Here is a 22,904-nt window from a genome sequence, read left to right as displayed (position 1 = left end):
GCACGAAGGCCCACGGCCCACGGCGCGGAGAGTCCCACATGACCCAGAGCCCTGCCGCCCCCAAACGCCCGACCACGCTCGCCCAGGCCGGCCAGGGGGGACCCCCTCCGCTGCCGCCCCCGAAGGAACGCCGGCGCCTGCGTGCGGCGAAATCCCTCAGCCAGGCCGAGATCGCCGCGAAGATGGGCGTCTCACGGGAGACGGTCCGCTCCTGGGAGTCGGGCCGCTCGACGCCGCGCGGCCGCAGACGGGTCGCGTATGCAGAGCTGCTTGCCGAGATCGCGAACGAGCTCTCCCTCGCGGGCAAACGTTCGACGCGGCGTAACAGCTGGACCGATGATCTGCCGCCCGCCCTCGACACGAAGGGCGGCAAATCCCCCGCACGCATCCCGGTCGGCGCCGCGATGAACAGCCCGGCGGCCCGCCCCGGCCCCGTCGCGCCGGCGACCGCCGTCACTCCGACCCCAACCCCAACCCCGACCCCGACCCCGGCCCCGACTCCCGCCGAAGCCTTCGACGCCCTCTGTTCGACCTGCGCCCCCGGCCTCGTACGCCAGACCTATCTCCTCACCGGGCGCCGCACCCTCGCCCAGGAATCCGTGGAGCGGGCTTTCCAGCTCGCCTGGCAGCGCTGGCCCGAGGTCGCCGTCGACCGTGACCCCGAGAGCTGGGTGCGCGCGGCGGCGTACGAGTACGCGATGTCCCCCTGGCACCGCCTGCGCCCCACCCTCCGCCATCCGGACGCCCCGCCCGCCGCGCCCGCCGACCGCGCCTTCCTCAAGGTGCTGATGAGCCTGCCGCCCGCGCAGCGCCGCACCCTGCTGCTCTACGACGGCGTCGGGCTCGACCTGCCCGAGACCGCGGCCGAGACCGAGGCGAGCACCCCCGCGACGGCCAACCGGCTGATGAATGCCCGCGACGTCATCGCCGAGAAGCTCCCCGAGCAGGTACCGACGCCCGAAGCCCTGCACCAGCGCCTCGGCGAACTCTGCGGCGCGGAGAAACTGCGGCCCCCGAACCCGGGCCGGGTACGCACCGGGAGCGAACGGCGCGCCCGCTTCTGGACCCGCGCGGCGATCGCCTTCACGGCCCTGATCGTCGGCGCGACGGCCCTGACCCTCAGAACGGCCCCCACGCACTACGAACCGCCCCAGTCCCCCGGCAAGGCCATCAGCGGAATCCCCCCGAGAATGGGCCCCGCCGGCCTCACGATCGAGGACCAACTCCTCCACAAAAAACTCCGAGAAGACATGTCAAGCGGCCCAGAAAGACTGACACCCCTGGCGAGATGAGGAGCAGGGGCCGGTCGGGCACCTGGTTCCAGGGGCGCGGGTAACGGCGCACGGTCTTAGGGGCGCGGGGAACTGCGCATCGCTTCAGGGGCGCGGGGAACGGCGCATCGGTTTCAGGGGCGCGGGGAACGGCGCGACCAGCCACAGCCGGCCCGCAGACAAGCAAACAAAGTGGGCCCGCATCTCACCAAGAGATGCGGGCCCACTTTGAAAACGGTTCAGGCAACCTCAGCCCGCGAGGATCGCTCGCGCAAGCTTCGCCGTCTCGGTCGGCGTCTTGCCGACCTTGACGCCCGCGGCCTCAAGGGCCTCCTTCTTGGCGGCAGCCGTACCGGAGGAGCCGGAGACGATGGCACCGGCGTGGCCCATGGTCTTGCCCTCGGGCGCGGTGAAGCCGGCGACGTAGCCGACGACCGGCTTCGTCACGTTGGCCTTGATGTAGTCCGCCGCACGCTCCTCGGCGTCGCCGCCGATCTCGCCGATCATGACGATCAGGTCGGTCTCGGGGTCGGCCTCGAACGCCTCGAGGGCGTCGATGTGCGTCGTACCGATGACCGGGTCGCCACCGATGCCGACGGCCGAGGAGAAGCCGATGTCACGGAGCTCGTACATCATCTGGTACGTCAGCGTGCCGGACTTCGAGACCAGGCCGATACGGCCCGGCTTCGTGATGTCGCCCGGGATGATGCCGGCGTTCGACTGACCCGGCGTGATGAGACCGGGGCAGTTCGGGCCGATGATGCGGGTCTTGTTGCCCTTCGACTTCGCGTACGCCCAGAAGGCGGCGGAGTCGTGGACGGCGATGCCCTCGGTGATGACGACGGCGAGGGGGATCTCGGCGTCGATCGCCTCGACGACGGCGGCCTTGGAGAAGGCCGGCGGCACGAAGAGGACGGAGACGTTGGCGCCCGTCTTCTCCATCGCCTCGGCGACGGAGCCGAAGACCGGTACCTCGGTGCCGTCGAAGTCGACGGACGTGCCGGCCTTGCGCGGGTTCACGCCGCCGACGATGTTCGTGCCGTCACCCAGCATGAGCTTGGTGTGCTTCATGCCCGTGGCACCGGTCATGCCCTGGACGATGACCTTGCTGTCCTTGTTGAGGAAGATAGCCATGGCTGTTCTGTCCCTCGTCCCTTACTTCGCGGCCGCGAGCTCGGCGGCCTTGTCGGCCGCGCCGTCCATGGTGTCCACACGCTGCACGAGCGGGTGGTTGGCGTCGCTCAGGATCTTGCGACCCAGCTCCGCGTTGTTGCCGTCGAGGCGCACGACCAGGGGCTTGGTGACTTCCTCGCCCTTGGACTTGAGCAGCTCCAGCGCCTGGACGATGCCGTTGGCGACCTCGTCACAGGCGGTGATGCCACCGAAGACGTTGACGAAGACGGACTTGACGTCCGGGTCGCCGAGGATGATCTCCAGGCCGTTCGCCATGACCTCGGCCGAAGCGCCGCCGCCGATGTCGAGGAAGTTGGCCGGCTTGACGTTGTTGTGCGCCTCACCGGCGTACGCGACGACGTCGAGGGTGCTCATGACGAGACCCGCGCCGTTGCCGATGATGCCGACCTCGCCGTCGAGCTTGACGTAGTTGAGGTTCTTGGCCTTGGCGGCAGCCTCGAGCGGGTTGGCTGCGTCCTTGTCCTCGAGCGCCTCGTGGTCGGCCTGGCGGAAGTCGGCGTTCTCGTCGAGCGAGACCTTGCCGTCAAGGGCCAGGATGCGGCCGTCCTTGGTCTTCACCAGCGGGTTGACCTCGACGAGGAGCGCGTCCTCGGCGACGAAGGTGTCCCACAGGGTCACCATGGCCTCGGCGACACCCTCGGCCACCTCGGCCGGGAACTTCGCCTGCGCGACGATCTCGCGGGCCTTCTCGATGGTGACGCCGGCGTTGGAGTCGACCGGGACCTTCGCGAGAGCCTCGGGGGTCTTCTCCGCGACCTCCTCGATGTCCATGCCGCCCTGCACCGACGCCATGGCGAGGAAGGTGCGGTTGGTGCGGTCGAGGAGGTACGAGACGTAGTACTCCGCCTCGATCTCCGGGGACAGCTCGGCGATCATCACCTTGTGGACCGTGTGGCCCTTGATGTCCATCCCGAGAATGTCCGTCGCGCGAGCGACGGCCTCGTCCGGGTTGGCGGCCAGCTTCACGCCGCCGGCCTTGCCGCGGCCACCGACCTTCACCTGTGCCTTGACGACCGACTTGCCGCCCAGCTTCTCGGTGGCCTCGCGCGCCGCCTCAGGCGTGTCGATGACTTCACCGGCCAGCACCGGTACACCGTGCTTGGCGAAGAGGTCCCTCGCCTGGTACTCGAACAGGTCCACGCGCGTCCGTCCCTTTTCCGTGATCTCGCTGCGATCTCGCTGCTTTGTGGTCAGCTGTCTGCGTGGGCGTGCCGCGGAGGGCAACGTGACTGCGCTGTCACAAGGGAGGCGTAGGACGGAGTCCGATACGCGGCATGTCCGTCTCGCAGGTTATCGCCGTGGACCGTAGGTCCCTAAATCACAGATCACATTTGGGCGGTGATGACTGTCACAGATCGCGGATGCGAGCAGGGGGAGGGACGCCGGGAGAGGTGCCGGGAGGGCGGCCCCTGTGGTGGCAGGGGCCGCCCGTTTGCTCCTGTTACGGCTGGTGGAGCCGCAGATCGTGCCGCCGCACGACTGCCGCTCCCAGCTCCTCTTGTCCCTTTGTTGTCCCTGTGTTGTCCCTTTGGCCGTCAGACGCTGTACGGCGTCGACAGGTAGCCCGGGGTGACCGAGTCGGCCACGCCGTCGACGCCCGTGACGGCGTTACCGGCCAGGGAACGCGCGTCGGGGGCGACGGTGCCCGTCACGTCCTGCGCGAAGGGCGAGACCTGACCGACGACGCCACCGGCGAACGGCTGCACGTCACCCGTGACGCCGTACGCCAGCTCACCCGCGCTGCCGCCGACGCCCCGCACGACCGGCCGCACCTGGTCGGTGACGGTCTGCACGAGCGGCGAGACCGAACCGACGACACCGCCCGCGAACGGCTGCACGTCCTCGCCGACCACACTCTGCGCGAACGGCGGAACCTCGCCGACGACCCCACCGGCGAACGGCTGCACGTCTCCGACCACGCCCTGCGCCAGGTAGGAGACGTCGCCGACCGCCTGTCCCGCGACCGGCACGACGCCATCGACGGCGGTGGCGGCGACGGGCGGCAGCACGGCTTCGGCGGTCTCGTCGACGACGGGGGCGGCGGTCGCCTTGGTGTCGTCGAGGTGCGGAGCGAAGGCGGAGAGCGGACCGAAGAGGTAGTCGACGGAGTCTTCGGGGGTGGTGACGTCGGGGGTCTTGGGGGTTGTGACCTCGGGGGTCTCGGGGGCCTCGGGGGTCTCGGGGGTGGTGACCTTGGAGGCGGCGGCCTTCGCTTCGGCGGCGGTGTCCTTCACGTCGGTGACGGCAGACTTCGCGTCTGCGGCGGCGGCCTTCGCCTTGCCCCGGACGTCGGCGACATCTCCGGTGACGCCGGCAGCGTCCGTGACACCGGCAGCGTCGGTGACGTCAGCGACATCTCCCGTGACGTCGGCGACCGCGTCGGACGTGTTGTCCGGCAGGGCGATGGAGTGCTGCGGCAACTCGTCCGCGCTGGCGGCGGCGGACCCGAGCGCCCAGGCTCCCGTGACACCGGCGGCTATGACGATGGAACGACGGATGTTCTTGTTCATGCGTGCTTCAGATCCTTCGAACTCTGGCTGAGAATCCGACCCGGACACGTCCATGCGTCCTTCGGTCGGCGGGCAGACCTTTGCCACCCCCGCGCGGCAGGTCTTCGCGGGGAAAGGGCTGCCCTAGCCAGGGAATTCGAGAATGTCCCGGTGTCGCTCACGCACCGGCGCGGAGGCCGGGACGGCCCCGGCACCATGCAGCAGCCGCACCGACGCCCGGCTGCCGTACGACGCGGTGCACGGATCGCCGTGCCGCGTCGAACTCCCGTCACCGGCAAACTGTCCGCCCAGCGTCCGCGCCGGATCACCGGGAGGAGAGGGAGGGGCGAGAGGGGCGAGAGGAACGAGAGGGGTCGGAAACGGCGCGTTCCCGGCGCGGTGCGCGCAGTCCGCTGAGCCGCCGCAGAACAAGGCGTCACTACGGGCTTGCTGGCCGGCCGCATGCGCGCTGCCGATACCGGCAGCGGCACCGGTGCCGGTGCCGTACGTGGACTCGGCCCCCGCATCGTGCGCCCGAGCCGTCGCCTCACCCCGGCCTGCACGAGGGGCCGCAGGCCCGGCACCGGCACCCGCGTCGTCGCCGCCACCCACACCTTGGCCGAGGCCAGACTGCGGCAGCTCGGGCATGCTCGGCATACCGGGGACGTCAGGCGTGCCCGGCAGTCCGGGGAGGTCGGGCAGGTCGGGCGCCTCGGGCAACACCCGCTGCGGCGCGTCCTCGAGAACTCCGGGGACCCCGTCCACGACCGGCCGCACGGCACCTCGCGCGTCTCGGACCACGGGCTCGACGGCGTCGGCCACAGGCTCGACCGCAACATCACGCACCGCCCGACGCCCGAACCGTACGGCCTCGCGACCCTCACGCACGCTCTCCCGCACGGGCTCGGCCGCACGTTCACGCGCGGGTTGTACCGACCCTGCCGTACGCGCCGACTCCACACGCTCCGGAGCCGGTACCCCCTCCACCGCGTGCGCGCGCTCGCCGCAGAGGAACCCGAGCGCGAGCAGGCCCGCCAGCAACAGCACCACTTGCAGCGCGCGCCGCCCGGCCACGGCGCGCAGCATGCGCACAGCGGCATCGGGCAGAGCGATGGCTGCGGAAGTCAAGACGAGGGGGTTCCTCTACTGGGCCGGACGAGAGCCCGCCGATCCTCGCACGGGCCGCCCGTCCTTGCGCAAGCCCCCTGTTACTGATGCGTATTCATGTCCGGTTTGACGTATCCGGTATGGGAAGCGGGCGCTTTTCGATCGCCGCCGCCATCACCTCCGGGAAAAGATCCGGAGTACAGGCGAAGGCGGGTGCGTCCAGCGCCGAGAGCGCCGCCGCGTGCTCTCGGTCGTACGCGGGCGTCCCCTCGTCGGAGAGGGCGAGCAGCGTCACGAACTGCACCCCGGACGCCTTCATCGCCGCGACCCGCTTCAGCATCTCGTTGCGTATGCCCCCTTCGTAGAGGTCACTGATGAGCACGACGATGGTGTCGGCGGGCCGGGTGATCTGCGACTGGCAGTACGCGAGCGCCCGGTTGATGTCGGTCCCGCCGCCCAGTTGCGTGCCGAACAGGACGTCCACCGGGTCGTCGAGCTGATCGGTGAGATCGACGACGTTCGTGTCGAAGACGACGAGCCGTGTGTTGAGCGAGCGCATCGAGCCGAGCACGGCGCCGAACACCGAGGCGTAGACGACGGACGCGGCCATCGAGCCCGACTGGTCGATGCAGAGGATGACCTCTTTCTTCACGGACTGCGACGCCCGCCCGTACCCGACGAGCCGCTCGGGCACGATCGTCCTGTACTCCGGCAGGTAGTTCTTGAGGTTGACCGCGATCGTGCGGTTCCAGTCGATGTCGTGGTGGCGCGGCCTGTTCACGCGGGCACTGCGGTCGAGTGCGCCGGTGAGGGTGGCCCGGGTGCGCGTGGCGAGCCGCTTCTCCAGGTCCTCGACGACCTTGCGCACGACGGCCCGCGCGGTCTCCTTGGTCGTCTCCGGCATGGCCTTGTTCAGGGAGAGAAGGGTCCCCACCAGATGCACGTCGGCCTCCACGGCCTCCAGCATCTCCGGCTCCAGGAGCAGCGCGGACAGGCCGAGCCGCTCGATGGCGTCGCGCTGCATGACCTGCACCACGGACGAGGGGAAGTACTTGCGGATGTCCCCGAGCCAGCGCGACACAGAGGGCGCGGACGCCCCGAGCCCCGCCGAACGATCCCGCGACCGGTCCTTCTTCCCCGCATCCCCTCCCCCGTACAACGCCCCGAGCGCGCCGTCCATCGCCGCGTCCCGCCCGGCGAGCTCGCACCCCGTCCCATCGGCCGCGCCCCCGCCCAGCACAAGCCGCCACCTCCGCATCCGCTCCCCCGCCGCTCCTTCTCCTGCCGCTCCTTCTCCTGCCGTTTCTTCGCCCGCCGCTCCCCAGCTCACGTCACGCTCACCCTGCGTCATCGCCCCGCCTGTCAGCCCACCTGTCACCCCACCTGTCGGCCCATTCATCAGCCCGCCCGTCACCCCGCTCATCGGCCCACCCCCACAAGCTCGTTGCCGTCACCTCTGCCGTCACTGGCCCGGGCCCCGACCCCGGCCCTGGCCCCGCTCCCGGAGTCGGCCCCGCCCTCGACCCCGACCCCGAGCAACAGACCCAGCACCGGCAGAACCGCGTCCGCGCGCTCGGCGTCGAGTTCCGTTCCGAAGCCCGGTATCCCGCCGGTGACCGCCGAGGACGCGCCCCCTGCAGCCGGACCACGCCTCACCAGCTCGCCCAGTGTTCGCCGCACTCCCGGTTCGTACGCCGAGAAGGCGCGCCGCAGCAGGGGCAGCACGTCGGTGAAGGCGGCGTCGGATACCCCGCTCAGCCAGTCGTCGACCAGGCCCAGCAGCCGCTCGTCATGCACGAGCAACATGCCGCCCCCTGACCCGCCGCCCACGAACCCCTCGATCCAGGCGGCGGCCTCGGCTGGTTCGGTGCCCCGGGACAGAGCCAGCCCCATGAACCGGGCCGCCTCCCCTTCCGCCAACTCCCCGCCGTCCAACAGGATCCGCACGCACCGCCCGCGCACCACCCCGGCGACGCTGTCCCGCTCCCCGAGCACCCTCAGCACGGAGTACCACCGGTCCCGCATTCCGGCGCCCACCGAGCCCGCCGCTCCCGCACGAGCCGCCGCCCCGCCCGAAGACGCCCCCGCGCTGCCCGCTTTCCCCGCGCTCCCCCCGCTCCCCGTGCCCAGATCGCCCAGCAATCCCACCGCCTGGTGCACCGCGTCCACATGCCCCCGCATCCCGAGCGCCGCGTCCTGGTCGAGCCCCGCGCACGCGGGAGGCAGCCCGACGAACACCCGCTCGGCAAGCCCCACGGCGACCTCGCCGAGCGCGGCCGTGTCCGTGCCCCGCACGTCCCCGTACCGAAGGGACCGCACCAGCGCGGGCAGCGCCTGTGCCAGATGCCCGACGTCCGCGTCCAGCGCCGCCCGGTCCGCCAGGACCCGCATCACCACCGGCAGCGCGTCCGGCAGCTCGGCCAGCAGACACCGCTCGGCCAGCGCGGTGACATCGGCCAGCGCACCGGCACCGATGGCATCGGACTCCGCCCGCGCGGTGGCCGCCGCGACCACGGTCGTCCCCCACACGCCCGCCTCCGCCACCCGCACGGAAAGCTCCGGCTGCCACCGCAGCCGCCAGGTCTCCCGGAACGTACCCGTACTCCCCCGCGACGCGGCCGGCTCGCCCCAGCCGATCCCGAGCAGCCGGAGCCGGTGCAGCAGCCGGCTGCGCCCGGCGTCCGTCTCCTTGCGCAGGTCGAGCTCCAACTCCCGCTCCGCTGCCTCCGGTTTGAGCCGCAGCTTTCGCTGGAGCCGCGTGAGATCGCGCTGCAACGGCACCGCCGGAGCGGAGTCCGGCACCTCCCCGAGGACGTCCCCGACGACGAGCTTGTCGTGCACCAGGGAGAGCGGCACGTCGGAGCCCTCGCACATCACCGCCCGGATCGCGTCCGTCGTCTCGGTGAGCCCCGGCAGCGGGCGCCCCCGCATCGCGGCGAGCGTGTCAGCGAGGCGCACCGCCTCGATGACGTGCGCGGACGACACGAGCCTGTCCTCGTCCCGGAGGAGCCGCGCGACCTTGGTCAGCCAGCGCTCGACGGGGCGGTCCGGCGCGCTGAACAGATGCCCGTACCAACCGGGCGACGCGATCCCCGCTCCGTACCCGCTCGCCCGCGAGAGGCGGCGGTGCGTCCAGGGCACCCAGGTCATGTCGACCTTCGCCTTGGGCAGCCCCTTGAGCAGGGCTCGGTCGGCGGCCACCGTCGTCTTCCGGCGCAGCGCCGGCACGTGCCAGGCCCCGCACACGACCGCCACGTCGTCCGCCCCGAACTCCCGCTGTGCCGCCCGCACCTGGATCCGCATGTACGCCTCGCGCACCAGGTCACGGTCGTGCCCGCCCGTGCCGTACTCCTCGCGCAGCGCCGCCATCGCCTCGCCGAGTGCCTCGAACGGCGCGAACACGTCCTCGCCCCCGCCCCGGTGTTCGACGACGTCCTCCCACCACCGCTCGGGATCGTCGTATCCGGCGGTTTCCGCGAGCACCGCGAGGGGGTCGATCCGCACCGCGCCCGCGTCCCCCGCGGCTCCGGGCTCGCCCGGCTCCCCCGCCGCGGCGTCCTCCGTCTCCTGCTGCGCCAGCGAATGCGCCGCAGGAAGGTCCATGAACCGGACCGGCACCCCGGCGTCCGCCGCCCACCTGATGGCGACCCACTCCGGCGAGAACTCGGCCAGCGGCCAGAACGCCGACCTGCCCGGTTCATCCACCACATGCGCGAGCAGCGCGACCGGCGGCCGCATCGCCTCGTCCGCCGCGAGCTCCACCAGCGCGTCGGCCTCCGGCGGCCCCTCGATCAGCACCGCGCGCGGCAGGCCTGCCTCAAGCGCGGCCCGCACCGCGCGCGCCGACCCCGGCCCGTGGTGCCGCACGCCGAGCAGCAGCGGCCCCGCGCCAGCCCGAGTCGTCCCCCGTACCTCGTCGCTCATGTCCGCCCCTCCCGTGCTCGCACGAACCAGCCACCGTCACGCCCGCACCCGCCATGCCCACGCCCGTCACACCCGCCCCCGTCACGCACTCACCTCACGGCACGCGCGGTAGAAGTCCTTCCAGCCGTCCCGCTCACGGACCACCGCCTCCAGGTACTCCTGCCAGATCACGCGGTCCGCCGCCGGATCACGGACGACGGCGCCGAGGATGCCCGCGGCGACATCGCCGGGGCGCAGCACGCCGTCCCCGAAGTGGGCGGCCAGCGCGAGGCCGTTGGTCACGACGGAGATCGCCTCGGCCGTCGAAAGGGTGCCGCTGGGCGACTTCACCTTCGTACGACCGTCGGCCGTGACCCCGTCCCGCAGCTCGCGGAAGACGGTGACGACACGGCGGATCTCGTCGATCCCCTCGGGCCCGGACGGCAGGTCGAGCGAGCGTCCGATCTGGTCGACGCGGCGCGAGACGATCTCGACCTCGGCCTCGGCGGTCTCGGGCAGCGGCAGGACCACCGTGTTGAAGCGGCGGCGCAGCGCGCTCGACAGGTCGTTGACCCCGCGGTCGCGGTTGTTGGCCGTGGCGATCAGGTTGAAGCCGCGGACGGCCTGCACCTCCTGGCCCAACTCCGGTATGGGGAGGGTCTTTTCCGACAGGATCGTGATCAGCGTGTCCTGCACGTCCGCGGGGATGCGGGTCAGCTCCTCGACCCGCGCCGTCATGCCGTCGGCCATGGCCCGCATGACGGGGCTGGGCACGAGGGCGTCGCGGCTGGGGCCGTGCGCGAGCAGCTGCGCGTAGTTCCAGCCGTACCGGATCGCCTCCTCCGGCGTCCCCGCGGTTCCCTGCACGAGCAGCGTCGAGTCCCCGCTGACGGCAGCCGCCAGATGCTCGGAGACCCAGGTCTTCGCGGTGCCCGGCACGCCGAGCAGGAGCAGGGCGCGGTCCGTGGCGAGAGTGGTGACGGCGACCTCGACGATGCGGCGCGGTCCCACGTACTTCGGCGAGATCACCGTCCCGTCGGGCAGCGTCCCGCCGAGCAGATACGTCGCGACCGCCCAGGGCGAGAGCCGCCAGCGGGCAGGCCGGGGCCGGTCGTCCTGCGCGGCGAGGGCGGCCAGTTCGGCGGCGAAAGCGTGCTCGGCGTGCGGCCGCAGCGCCTCCGCCTCTCCCGCGGGCGCGGCTGCGGACGCGGGTGCGGATGTGGATACGGGCGCGGACTGGTTCTCGGTCGTCGAGGTCGTCGAGTCGACGGACACGGTCATGGAGCGATCCCCCTCCAGCTCGTCCGGACGCATCTGGCCCGGATGTGATTCCAACCGTGCACCACGCCACTGACAATCGACCTCGGCAAGCCGCTGACCTGCACAGACGCCGACTGCGGGGTCGATTGTCAGTGGCGGGATCTACCTTCGATTACATGACTCAGCAGGGGGCGCGCTGGACGGCGGATCAGGTCCTCGCATTGGCACCTGACGCGCCGTCACGCAAGGCGGGAAGCAAACTCGGCGTCGCCGGCCCATGGTCGGAGGCGGGCAGTTCGGGCGAGGGGACGGTGTGGGGACTGTGCAAGGGAAGTGGCAGCAAGCCGTATCAGACGGTCGTCGACATCGCGGATATCACCGGCGCCGCGGGACCGGCGTACAAGTGCAGTTGCCCGAGCCGCAAATTCCCGTGCAAGCACGCGCTCGGCCTGCTGCTGCTCTGGTCGGGCGAGGACGGGACGGCCGGTGCGGTGCCGGACGGTCAGCCGCCGGCCTGGGCGGAGGAGTGGCTGGCGGGGCGCCGTAAAAGAGCGGAGACGAAGCGGACTTCGGACGCGGCGCCCGGTTCGGCGCCCGTTGATCCCGAGGCCGCGCGCCACAGGGCGGAGCGGCGGGCCGAGCGGGTCACGGCGGGGGTGACGGAGCTGGAGCAGCGCCTCTTTGACCTGATGCGCGGCGGCATGGCGTCCGCCGAGCAGACGGGGTACGGGCTGTGGGAGGAGACGGCGGCCCGCATGGTCGACGCGCAAGCGCCCGGACTGGCGGCGCGGGTCAGGGAGTTGGGCGCGATCCCCTCCTCCGGGCCTGGTTGGCCGGTGCGGATGCTGGAGGAGTGCGCGCTCCTCCACCTCCTCGACCAGGGCTGGTTGCACCGCGATCAGCTGCCGGAGGCCCTGGCGGCCACGGTCCGCTCCCGCATAGGCCTGCCCACGTCGGCGGCGGGCGAGCCGGTGCGTGATAACTGGCTGGTGCTCGCGCAGTACGACACGGCGGACAGCAAGCTCACCACCCGCCGGATATGGCTGTACGGCGCGGAGTCGGGACGGACGGCCCTCCTCCTGTCGTACGGGGCCGCGGGCCGCGCACCCGCGCTCGCGCTGCCGGTCGGCCTCGCGCTGGACGCCGAGCTGACCTCGTATCCGGGCGCCGGGCAGCTGCGGGCCGACCTGGGCGAGCAGTTCGGCGCACCCGCACCGACGCCGGCCAGGCCGCAGGGCGTACGGACGGAACAGGCCACGCACCGTTATGGCGAAAGGCTGCGGGACGACCCCTGGCTCGATTCCTGGCCGGTGACGCTGGGCGAGGTGATACCGACCCCGCTCCCGGGCCCCGCGTCCGACAGCTGGCAACTGGTGGACGCGGAAGGCGGCACGGCCCTGCCCATCACCCCTTCCGCGGCGGCTCGAGCGGGCCTGTGGCGGCTGGTGTCACTCTCCGGAGGCGCTCCCGTGACGGTCTTCGGGGAGTGTGGTCACGAGGGCTTCACCCCTCTGACGGCCTGGCCGCGCGGAGTGGGAGAGGCGGTGCCCCTGTGCTGAGCACCACGCCTCACCGCCGTCAAGACGCCACCACCACCATCACCACCACCGCTACCGGCCTGCGGACAACGATGCGGGCACGACCGTGCCGGCACCGGCACCGCAACGCCCGCTGAAAGCACTGGCAACGCCAACAACACCAGAGCGCCACACGTGCACAGCCAAGTTCTCCGGCAGACCGGGTTCTCCGACAAATCCAGGCTCTCCGACAGATCCGGGACGGCAGATCCATACGAAAGACCGAGAGTTCCGCCCGACGGGCGGGGCCGTCGGAGAACCGGGAGTTCGCCCGAGAACCGGGAGAACCGCCCGAGAGAGGAGTCCACATGACCGGCACCACCGCACTCACCGAAGCCACCGTCACTCCCCGGGAAGACCTGGTCACCGCCGCGCTCCTCGGCACCGACCGCCGCACACCTCCCGTACGGACCGGGGACAAGGACGCACCGACCGCCCTCCTGGACGCGGCAGCGGTGCAGACCGTCCGGCGCAGAGCCGGACTGCGCCCCGCGCCCGCCGCGGCACCTCCCGAGCCCGCCGCGGACGACCCCAGGCCCCCGGTGCCGCCATCGGCCCGGCGCAGGCTCGCCACCCTGCTCACGGATCATCCCGGCTCGGGCAGCGGCGGGCGCCGGGGCGCGGTGCCCGACCTGATGGAACTGCTGCCCCAGTGGCTGGCGTTGGCCAACGACCGTGGCTTCGCGGCGCCGCCCGAGCTGCTGCCGGCCCTCCTGAACGCGGCCCGGGGGCGCACCGATCTCCGGCCGCAGGCCTTGGCCTTCGCGGGCCCGCGCGCCCTGTGGCTCGCGCGGCTCAACCCGGACTGGAAGTTCGCACTCCGCTCCGCTCCGGGCGGCGGGGTCGCCCTGCCCGCCCCTGAGGAGACGTCAGAGGTCAAACGGCTGTGGGAGGAGGGCCTCTTCGCCGAACGCGTCGCCCTGCTCGGCGCGGTGCGGGCCCATGACCCGGCTGCGGCGCGGGAACTGCTCGCCGCCACGTGGAGCACGGAGCGGGCCGAGGACCGCCTGATGTTCCTCGACTCCTTGCGCACGCACCTGTGCGACGCGGACGAGCCCTTCCTGGAACAGGCCCTCACCGACCGCAGCCGCAACGTCCGCGCCACGGCGGCCGAGCTCCTCTCGGCGCTCCCCGCGTCCGCCCTGGCCGCCCGGATGGCGGACCGCGCGGGCTCCTGCGTGGCCATCGACCACGCGCAGGGCACGAAGAACATGCCGACGCTCACGGTCGAGGCGCCGCACGAGTGCGACGCCGGCATGGAGCGCGACGGCGTCATCACGAAACCGCCGGCGGGCCGCGGCGCACGGTCCTGGTGGCTGGGTCAGCTGGTGGAAGCCGCCCCGCTCGGCACCTGGCCGGAGCGGCTCGGCGGCCGGACACCCGCCGAGATCGTGGCACTGCCCGTGGCCGACGACTGGCAGAGCGAGCTGCACGCCGCGTGGTGCCGCGCGGCCGTCCGGCAGCGCGACGCGGTCTGGTCCCGCGCACTGCTCGGGGCGCCTTCGTCGCCCGATGCGGCGGGGCCCGGCGCGGCCTCGCTCGCCGAGCGCGCGAAGCTCCTCGCCGCACTGCCCGCGGGGGAGCGAGCCGACTGGGTCGCGGGGTTCATCGCGACGCACGGCCTCTCGGAGGCGTTCCAGCTGCTCGGCGTGTGCGCGCTGCCCTGGTCGGAGCCGTTGGGGAGGGCGGTGGTCGACGCGCTGAACATCGCGCGGGACGCCGGGAGTTACCCCTGGAGCTTCAGCGGCGTGATGGGCCTTGCGGAGCGCTGCCTGGACCCGGCGGAGGCGGTCCGTCTCGACGTACTGACCGCGATACCGGACGAACCGGAGGATGCGTCTCCGGGCGCGGGCGGGTACTGGTCGGAGGCGTTCCAGCGGCTGGTCAGTACGTTGCGTCTACGCGCGGCGATGAGGGCGGAGCTGAGCGCGGAGCCGGGGCGACCGGACTCGCCGCCGGAAGGCCGGGAGGTGCCGTCATCTTAGGCAGCCCTCTTGAGAAGCGGCGGCACATGACCGCCCCCACCGGCGCCTGCGCCACGGAGCGAGGGCGTCCGGGCCCCCGACCCCAGCGGCAAGGGCCGCCGGCCGCAACCACCATGGAGCAGAGCCGACCAGCCGCCCGCGCCGCCGAAAGCCCGCATGCCGGCGCTCCCGCCACGGCAAGGGCCCGGCGACACACCCGTGCGCATGAGCGAGGCCGGGCGGGCGGCCCCGCAGCACGAAGCCCGCATGGCCCGCTTGTCCCGCTTGTCCCGCAAGGCGGCATGGCCCCGAAGCCAGGGCAGGCCGACGGCGTCACCGCCACCCGGAAACCGGAGAAGGCCGGCGCCCCCTCCACCGGGCGGAGTGCGTCAGGCGCCGGCCGGCTGACGGACGTTCGCGCGTACCCAGTCCACGATCGACGCCGTCGTCGCCCCCGGAGTGAAGATCTCCGCGACGCCCTTCTCCTTGAGCGGCGCGATGTCCGCCTCGGGGATGATGCCGCCGCCGAAGACCTTGATGTCCTCCGCGTCGCGCTCCTTGAGAAGTTCGATCACGCGCGCGAAAAGCGTGTTGTGGGCACCGGAGAGGATGGACAGACCGATCGCGTCGGCGTCCTCCTGGATCGCGGTGTCCACCACCTGCTCGGGCGTCTGATGCAGGCCGGTGTAGATGACCTCCATGCCCGCGTCACGCAGTGCCCTCGCGATCACCTTGGCCCCGCGATCATGACCGTCGAGACCCGGCTTGGCCACCACGACGCGGATCGGACCGGCTGCCACACCCATCACTGCCTCCATGTACCGATATCCCTCTGTCCGAGCACTGGCATCCCGTGCCGCACCGGCCGGGGAAGTGAACGAACGTTATCCCCAGCATCTCGCACCCGGCAGTTTCACGGTGTGGAGCGAGGGGGAAATCACACGATGGGACACGTTCGCTGCGCGCCACTCCCGTATTCAGCGGTCCTGGGACCGCCTCCGGGACGGCGCAAGGGGAGCCGCAACGAGGTCGCCGTGCCACCGCGCCGTCCGCTGCGCGCCGTGGTGATGCGGCGCATCGGCGATCGCGCCGGTAAGCAGGGCGCCACCGGCGCTGACCACGCACCGCCGTATGGCCTCTGCCACGCCTCCCCACTACGGGCACACGGGGGACAGAGCCGTCCTCTCGCGTGCCGACCGGGAGGTCGACCATGACCATCACGAGGGTCCTGCCCTTTCGTCCGCCCTGCCTTCTCCTGCCCGCCAGACTGGCGGGACTCTCGATGGCTCTGCTGAAAGCGACCGCACTCGAGGTGGCGATCCTCGCCGGCCACCTGCTTCTCTACCCGTCGGGCATCGTCCAGGAACGCAGGATCGCCGCCGAACTGCCGCCGCCCGACGCCCCCCGGCTCCCTGGGGAGAGCCGCCCGCCGGTCGTCCTGCTGCACGGCTTCATCGACAACCGCTCGGTATTCGTCCTGCTGCGCCGCTCCCTGGCCCAGCACGGCGGCCAGCATGTGGAATCCCTCAACTACTCGCCCCTCACGTGCGACATCCGCACCGCGGCCGAGCTGCTCGGCCGCCACATAGAGGAGATCTGCGAGCGCACGGGCCACCAGCAGGTGGACATCGTTGGGCACAGCCTCGGCGGCCTGATAGCCCGCTATTACGCACAGCGCCTCGGCGGCGACGCACGCGTGCGCACGCTGGTCACCCTCGGTACCCCACATGAGGGAACGCGGGTCGTGCCGCTGGCCGACGCGCATCCGATCGTGCGCCAGATGCGCCCCGGCTCGGACGTGATCGAGGAGCTGCGCGAGCCCGCGCCGGACTGCCGGACGCGTTTCGTGAGCTTCTGGAGCGATCTGGACCAGCTGATGGCTCCACTGGAGACGGCCTGCGTCAACCACCCCGATCTGATCGCACAGAACGTACGTGTCTCCGGTATCGGTCATCTCGCCCTGCCCGTGCACCCCGCGGTCGCCTCCGGAATCCGCCGGGCCCTCGATCTGCCGGCTCCGGAGACCCCTGCGACAGGTGCCGAGAACGGACTGACCGTGGCCTGAGGAACGGTTCCGGCACCTCGCGGAACAGGGAATTTGTCGAACGGAACTCGAACGCAGGGCCAAAGCTGTGCCCGCAGTCCGCCGAAAGACGGCCGAATGCCCGTTTCCTGAGAGCGTGAAACCAGACGAAGATTGTCGCGCCCGCATACCGCCGGGTACAGTCGCCGCACTGCTCTGCCCCCTGCTGCCGAGGCGAAAGAGAAGTTGGTGAACGACCGTCACCCGTCGGGGAGCTCGACACCCCCGGCCTCGGCACCCGCCGACCATGCGCCCTACGCGGCGTATGACCAGCAGAGCGCCGCGCACGGCACCTATGCCGATTACGACGGTTTCTCCACCGGAAGCTTCGACACCACGGGCAGCTATGCGACGGCCGGCCCCGACACCGGAAGCTTCGCGACCGACCCGCTCTTCGGCGACATGCCCGGCAGTTCGTACGACACCGGCCAGTGGGCCACAACGGGGACGCAGCAGACGCTGAACTACGACCCCTACGCCGCGCAGCACCAAGCCGCATACGACACCGGCGGGTACGAGACCGGCGGATACGACACCACGGCGATGTGGTCCACCGGCGGCCATCAGCACCTCTCCGCCGAAATCCCGGCCCAGGCCGGCCCCGAAGCGAGCGGCCAGTGGGACGCCACCGCATGGACCCAGCCGCAGCAGACCGGCCAGTGGGAGACCACGGCCTTCGACACGGGGGCGTACGACGCGACCGCGTGGAACTCGGGCGGCCAGGACATGACGTACGGCGCCGAGGCCACCGCGGCCTTTGGAGCGCAGGACACGCCCGAAGCGCCGGACACGTACGAGACTGCTGAAACGTACGAGCATTCGCCTTACGAAACCGGGTCCTACGCCTCCGAGTCGTACCCCGTGGGGGAACCGGGAGAACAAACGCCCGAGGCGTACGCCCAACCCGCTCCTGCCGAGCACGAGTTCACGCCCGACGAGGCTCCCGCCGATTCACTCGGCCCGGTCGAGCCGATCAGCACCGACGCCGCCGGTGATGACGTGTTGCCGGTCATGGACCGCTCCCACGCACCCCGTTCGCGGTCCCGCCGCCGCTCGCCCGCCAAGCGCTCCGCGCTCTTCACCGTCGCCGTGCCCTCCGCCTGTGTGATGGGCGTCGCGGGTATCGCCGCCGCCTCCGTGGGCGACTTCGGCGGCGACGAGAAGGAGGCGCAGGCGGCCACGGCCCCGGACCCCGCGACCGTGCAGCCCTCCGCCGCGAACAACAAGCTCGACACGCAGCTGGCCAACCTCTCCGCGGACGCCGGTGACTTCGCCGACCGCGCGAGCCGCACCCAGGAGCGCATCGACCTCAAGGCGGAGAAGGTCGCCGCCCAGAAGAAGGCCGCCGAGGAAGCGGCGCGCAAGGAGCGCCTGCGTCCCAAGTTCGCGCTGCCGGTGAAACAGCACGGTCTGAGCGCCTACTACGGACAAGCCGGCATCAACTGGATGTCCGCGCACTCCGGCATCGACTTCCCTGTGTCGTACGGCACCGAGGTCCTCGCCGCCACCGACGGCACCGTCTCCACGAAGTGGAACAGCGCCTACGGAAACATGGCGATCGTAACCGCCAAGGACGGCACGGAGACGTGGTACTGCCACCTCTCCACGCACAAGGTCTCCAGCGGCCCGGTCAAGGCGGGCGACCCCATCGCCTTCTCCGGAAACTCCGGCAACTCCACCGGCCCGCACCTGCACTTCGAGGTGCGCCCCGGCGGCGGCTCGGCGATCGACCCGATGCCGTGGCTGCGCAGCCACGGCCTCGACCCGACGTAACTCCCGGCCGCCGCCGCGCTTTACAGCTTCTCCACCGGCGCGTACCGCAGCAGCAGCCGCTTCGGCTTCGGCTCTCCGAAGTCCACTGTCGCCTCGGCGTTCGCGCCCGTGCCCTTCACCCCGACCACGGTCCCGAGACCGAACTGGTCGTGCGTGACCCGGTCCCCCACCGCCAGCGCGACCACCGGCTTCTCCGATGCGCGGCGCGTGGCGAAGGCCTGCGCGCCCCCGGTGCGCGAGCGCGACGACGACAAGGAGGAGACGATTCCCGCCGCGGGCCCGGAGGAGGCGGGGGCGCCGACGGAGCCCGTCCGCTTCCAGTCCAGGTGCGTCTCCGGGATCTCCTCCAGGAAGCGCGACGGCGGGTTGTACGAAGGCTGTCCCCAGGCGCTGCGCATCGAGGACCGCGTCAGATACAGCCGCTCCCGCGCGCGCGTGATGCCCACGTACGCGAGGCGGCGCTCTTCCTCGAGCTCCTTGACCTGGCCGAGGGAGCGCATGTGCGGGAAGACGCCGTCCTCCATGCCGGTCAGGAACACGACCGGGAACTCCAGGCCCTTGGCGGTGTGCAGCGTCATCAGTGTGATGACGCCGGAGCCGTCGTCCTCCTCGTCGGGGATCTGGTCCGAGTCGGCGACGAGCGCGACCCGCTCCAGGAACTCGGAGAGCGTGCCCGAAGCGCCGGCCGTTTCCGTGCCCTCGCCCGCGTCCTCTCCGCCCTCGGCCGCCCCTTCGCCTGCTTCACCGGATTCCCCGGTTTCGCCGGTTTCGCCGACTTCACCGCCTGCTCCGTTGTCCTGCTCGAACTCCAGGGCCACGGCGGCGAGTTCCTGGAGGTTCTCGATGCGCGTCTCGTCCTGCGGGTCGGTCGAGGCCTGCAGTTCGGCTAGATACCCGGTCCGTTCGAGCACGGCCTCCAGGACGACGGCAGGGCCGGCGCCGGACTCGACGATGGTCCGCAGCTCCTCCATCAGCACGTTGAACCGCTTGACGGCGTTCACCGAACGGGCCGCCATTCCGTACGCCTCGTCGACGCGCTTCAGGGCCTGCGGGAAGGAGATCTTCTCGCGCTGCGAGAGCGCGTCGATCATCGCCTCCGCGCGGTCGCCGATGCCCCTCTTGGGTACGTTCAGAATGCGCCGCAGCGGGACGGAGTCCTCCGGGTTGGCGAGCACGCGCAGGTAGGCGAGGACGTCCCGGACCTCTTTGCGCTCGTAGAAGCGGACGCCGCCGACCACCTTGTAGGGCAGGCCGACGCGGATGAAGATCTCTTCGAAGACACGTGACTGCGCGTTCGTCCGGTAGAAGATCGCGACGTCGCCGGCCTTCGCGTCGCCCGCGTCGGTGAGCCGGTCGATCTCGTCGGCGACGAACTGCGCCTCGTCGTGCTCGGTGTCCGCGACATAGCCGATGATGCCCGCGCCCGCGCCCGCGTTGGTCCACAGGTTCTTCGGGCGGCGGCTTTCGTTGCGCTCGATGACGGCGTTGGCGGCGGTCAGGATCGTCTGCGTGGAGCGGTAGTTCTGCTCGAGGAGGATCGTGGTCGCATCCGGGTAGTCCTCCTCGAACTGGAGGATGTTGCGGATCGTGGCGCCGCGGAAGGCGTAGATCGACTGGTCCGCGTCACCCACGACACACAGTTCGGCAGGGTCGTCCCCTTCGCCCCCGGAGGGGCCGACCAGCTCACGCACCAGGGCGTACTGAGCGTGGTTGGTGTCCTGGTATTCGTCGACCATCACGTGGCGGAAGCGGCGGCGGTAGTGCTCGGCGACGTCCGGGAACGCGCGGAACATGTGGACCGTCGTCATGATCAGGTCGTCGAAGTCGAGGGCGTTCGCCTCGCGCAGCCGCGACTGGTACATCGCGTACGCCTGGGCGAGCGTCTTCTCGAAGCCGTCGGCGGCCTGACCTGCGAAGGTCTCCTCGTCGATCAGCTCGTTCTTCAGGTTCGAGATCTTGGCGCTGAAGGACTTCGGCGGGAACTTCTTCGGGTCGATGTCAAGATCACGGCAGACCAGCGCCATCAGGCGCTTGGAGTCCGCGGCGTCGTAGATCGAGAAGGAGGACGTGAAGCCCAGCTTCTTCGACTCGCGGCGCAGGATACGGACGCACGCGCTGTGGAAGGTCGACACCCACATCGCGTTGGCCCGCGGCCCGACGAGCTGCTCGACGCGCTCCTTCATCTCGCCCGCGGCCTTGTTCGTGAACGTGATCGCCAGGATCTGCCCCGGGTGCACGTGCCGCTCGGCCAGGAGATACGCGATGCGGTGCGTGAGGACCCGGGTCTTGCCGGAGCCCGCGCCCGCGACGATGAGCAGCGGGGAGTCCGCGTGCACGACGGCCGCGCGCTGGTTCTCGTTGAGGCCGTCGAGGAGGGCCGCCGGGTCGATCACGGGGCGCGGGGCGCCGTCGCGGTAGTGCGCGTCCCGCGGTGCGGGCGCGTCGAACTTCCCGTCGAACAGGTCATCCGGAATGGACTCCGGAGCGCTGTCCTCGGGCGGCGGCGGGGGCTCCTCCTCCGAAGCCCGCGAGGGCTTGAGGTCCGCCAGGAAGCTGTCATCAAAGAGGCTGCTCATCGCCTCCCGAGTCTAGGCGGCCCCACTGACAACCCGATCCGGGTTCCGGCCACGTCACTCCGTCTACGCGCTGCCCGCGGACGGTCACTCTCCGCTTCAGCACGGCGTGCCCGCGTCAAGAGCTTCGTAAAGTAACGAAAATGTATCGGGCATATCGAACATCAACCTTCACACGGACCACACGAGTTGGCTAGCGTGCTGCGCGGGCTGCTCGTACTCCCACCGGCGAACCCCGCCGGGAACGGGCGGCCTCCGCCGAGTTCGATCTCCTCGGAGCCGGGGACCCACCATGAACTTGGGGTGAATCGGTCCCGTACGCAGTACGGGACTGTAGGGCAACCTTCCGGAACCACCCGCCCGAACCCGACAGCTAACCCGGTAGGCGGTCTACGGAAGGAGTCGCCTCCCTTGGCGTCGCACCGCAAGCCGCGGACCCGCATTGCCGCCCTACGCGCCACCCCCGCCCTCGGCATCACGACGGCGGCCCTCACCTCCGTGGCCCTGCTGTCACAGAGCGCGCAGGCGGCTCCGTCCGCGCCGCAGAAGCCCAGCCTCGAAGAGGTGCAGAAGAAGGTCGACGACTTCTACCACCAGGCGGGCGTGGCCACACAGAAGTACAACTCGGCCAAGGAGCGCACCGACAAACAGCGCAAAAAGGTCGATACCCTTCTCGACGACGTGGCCGAGCGCACCGACAAGCTGAACGAGGCCCGCCAGGAGCTGGGCTCCTTCGCCGCGGCGCAGTACCGCACCGGCGCCGTCTCCGAGACCGCCACGATGATGCTCGCCGACGACCCGCAGGGGTACTTCGACCAGAACCACCTGTCGGACCGGCTGACCGCGCGCCAGAAGAAGGCGGTCGACGACTACCAGACGAAGCAAGCCGCCGCGACGAAGCAGCGCGCGAAGGCCGCCAAGAGCCTTCAGACGCTGAGCGACTCGCGGGACGACCTCAAGACGAGCAAGCAGACCGTCCAGAAGAAGCTGGGCCAGGCGCGCACGCTGCTCTCCGAGCTGACGGCCGAGGAGAAGGCCCGGCTCGCGGCGATCGAGAAGAAGAAGGAAGAGGCGGCCAAGCGCAAGGCGGCCGAGCTGGCCCGCAAGCAGGAAGCCGAGGCGGAGGCCAAGCGCAAGGCCGCGGAAGAGGCCGCGGCCAAGGAGCGCGAGGAGAACGACGGGAACGACGAGACCCCCGACTCGGGCTCCGACACCGGTTCCGGCACGGGCACCGACACAGGTTCCGGCTCCGGCTCCGGCGACACGGACAGCAGTTACGCGACGAAGGCCGCGAAGGTCATCAATTTCGCCGAGGCGCAGATCGGCAAGCCGTACGTGTGGGGCGCCACCGGCCCCGACTCCTACGACTGCTCCGGGCTCACCCAGGACGCGTGGAAGGCCGCGGGGATCTCCCTGCCGCGTACGACGTGGGACCAGGTGAAGGTCGGCACGACCGTGAAGACAGCCGACGCCAAGCCGGGCGACCTGGTCTTCTTCTACGACGACATCAGCCACGTCGGGATCTACGTCGGCGACGGCAAGATGATCCACGCCCCGAAGCCGGGCGCGAACGTCCGCACCGAGTCGATCTACTACATGCCGATCCACAGCGTGGTGCGGCCCGCGTAGCCGTCACACCTCACACACCTCACACACCTTATGAAAGTGGCCTTCCACGCGCGCGTGGAAGGCCACTTTCATGAGCATCGG

Annotated in this window: 15 protein-coding genes and 1 riboswitch; of the genes, 7 read left to right on the top strand and 8 right to left on the bottom strand. The window is 71.0% G+C overall.

Features of this window, described 5'->3' with window-relative positions; genetic code table 11:
- The first annotated feature begins 38 nt into the window (after positions 1–38).
- Positions 39–1,292, top strand: a complete 1,254-nt coding sequence (locus IE226_RS29760) for a helix-turn-helix domain-containing protein (protein ID WP_229871610.1) — start codon at positions 39–41, stop codon at positions 1,290–1,292.
- A 228-nt stretch (positions 1,293–1,520) separates the two neighbouring features.
- Here the strand turns inward: IE226_RS29760 and sucD are convergent, their stop codons facing one another.
- The 3 genes from sucD to IE226_RS29745 form a co-directional block, all read right to left on the bottom strand.
- Entirely contained in the window at positions 1,521–2,405 is an 885-nt protein-coding gene (sucD, locus tag IE226_RS29755) for a succinate--CoA ligase subunit alpha (protein WP_190084489.1), read from the bottom strand.
- A gap of 21 nt (positions 2,406–2,426) precedes the next feature.
- A complete protein-coding gene (gene sucC, locus IE226_RS29750; protein ID WP_190084488.1) occupies positions 2,427–3,605 on the bottom strand; it encodes an ADP-forming succinate--CoA ligase subunit beta in 1,179 nt (392 codons plus the stop codon).
- A gap of 395 nt (positions 3,606–4,000) precedes the next feature.
- Positions 4,001–4,975 (bottom strand): hypothetical protein, encoded by a 975-nt coding sequence (locus tag IE226_RS29745; RefSeq protein WP_190084487.1) that lies wholly within the window; start codon positions 4,973–4,975, stop codon positions 4,001–4,003.
- Between the two features lie 441 nt (positions 4,976–5,416).
- Between IE226_RS29745 and IE226_RS29740 the strand changes: the two genes are divergently transcribed.
- A complete protein-coding gene (locus IE226_RS29740) occupies positions 5,417–6,169 on the top strand; it encodes a hypothetical protein (RefSeq protein ID WP_190084486.1) in 753 nt (250 codons plus the stop codon).
- 7 nt (positions 6,170–6,176) lie between these two features.
- On the opposite strand, the gene IE226_RS29735 is transcribed toward IE226_RS29740, so the two are convergent.
- From IE226_RS29735 to IE226_RS29725, 3 genes are all read right to left on the bottom strand, one after another.
- A complete protein-coding gene (locus IE226_RS29735) occupies positions 6,177–7,319 on the bottom strand; it encodes a vWA domain-containing protein (RefSeq protein WP_190084551.1) in 1,143 nt (380 codons plus the stop codon).
- Between the two features lie 161 nt (positions 7,320–7,480).
- Positions 7,481–9,985 carry a DUF5682 family protein gene (locus tag IE226_RS29730; protein ID WP_190084485.1) on the bottom strand — a complete coding sequence of 835 codons (2,505 nt, stop codon included), beginning with the start codon at positions 9,983–9,985 and terminating at the stop codon, positions 7,481–7,483.
- Positions 9,986–10,066: 81 nt separating this feature from the next.
- Complete coding sequence (locus IE226_RS29725) at positions 10,067–11,245, bottom strand: ATP-binding protein (RefSeq protein WP_190084484.1); 1,179 nt, start codon at positions 11,243–11,245, stop codon at positions 10,067–10,069.
- A 155-nt stretch (positions 11,246–11,400) separates the two neighbouring features.
- Here IE226_RS29725 and IE226_RS29720 point away from each other — a divergent pair, with 155 nt between their 5' ends.
- Positions 11,401–12,783 (top strand): SWIM zinc finger family protein, encoded by a 1,383-nt coding sequence (locus IE226_RS29720; protein WP_190084483.1) that lies wholly within the window; start codon positions 11,401–11,403, stop codon positions 12,781–12,783.
- Between the two features lie 326 nt (positions 12,784–13,109).
- Entirely contained in the window at positions 13,110–14,786 is a 1,677-nt protein-coding gene (locus IE226_RS29715; RefSeq protein WP_190084482.1) for a DUF5691 domain-containing protein, read from the top strand.
- A 368-nt stretch (positions 14,787–15,154) separates the two neighbouring features.
- On the opposite strand, the gene icmB is transcribed toward IE226_RS29715, so the two are convergent.
- A complete protein-coding gene (gene icmB, locus IE226_RS29710; RefSeq protein ID WP_160506729.1) occupies positions 15,155–15,571 on the bottom strand; it encodes a coenzyme B12-dependent isobutyryl CoA mutase small subunit in 417 nt (138 codons plus the stop codon).
- A gap of 404 nt (positions 15,572–15,975) precedes the next feature.
- Here icmB and IE226_RS29705 point away from each other — a divergent pair, with 404 nt between their 5' ends.
- Together IE226_RS29705 and IE226_RS29700 are read left to right on the top strand one after the other, a co-directional pair.
- Entirely contained in the window at positions 15,976–16,830 is an 855-nt protein-coding gene (locus tag IE226_RS29705) for a lipase family alpha/beta hydrolase (RefSeq protein ID WP_190084481.1), read from the top strand.
- A 207-nt stretch (positions 16,831–17,037) separates the two neighbouring features.
- Positions 17,038–18,621, top strand: a complete 1,584-nt coding sequence (locus tag IE226_RS29700; protein WP_190084480.1) for a M23 family metallopeptidase — start codon at positions 17,038–17,040, stop codon at positions 18,619–18,621.
- A gap of 20 nt (positions 18,622–18,641) precedes the next feature.
- On the opposite strand, the gene IE226_RS29695 is transcribed toward IE226_RS29700, so the two are convergent.
- Positions 18,642–21,197 (bottom strand): ATP-dependent DNA helicase, encoded by a 2,556-nt coding sequence (locus tag IE226_RS29695; protein ID WP_190084479.1) that lies wholly within the window; start codon positions 21,195–21,197, stop codon positions 18,642–18,644.
- A gap of 243 nt (positions 21,198–21,440) precedes the next feature.
- Positions 21,441–21,597: riboswitch (cyclic di-AMP (ydaO/yuaA leader) on the top strand.
- Positions 21,598–21,605: 8 nt separating this feature from the next.
- Between IE226_RS29695 and IE226_RS29690 the strand changes: the two genes are divergently transcribed.
- Complete coding sequence (locus IE226_RS29690; RefSeq protein ID WP_190084478.1) at positions 21,606–22,823, top strand: C40 family peptidase; 1,218 nt, start codon at positions 21,606–21,608, stop codon at positions 22,821–22,823.
- The last annotated feature ends 81 nt before the right edge of the window (positions 22,824–22,904 follow it).

Origin of the sequence: Streptomyces longisporoflavus (genome assembly GCF_014649775.1) — a bacterium.
GTDB classification, from domain to species: Bacteria; Actinomycetota; Actinomycetes; order Streptomycetales; family Streptomycetaceae; genus Streptomyces; species Streptomyces longisporoflavus.
Note: the sequence above shows the minus strand (reverse complement) of the source record. Positions and strands in the feature narration are given on the sequence as shown.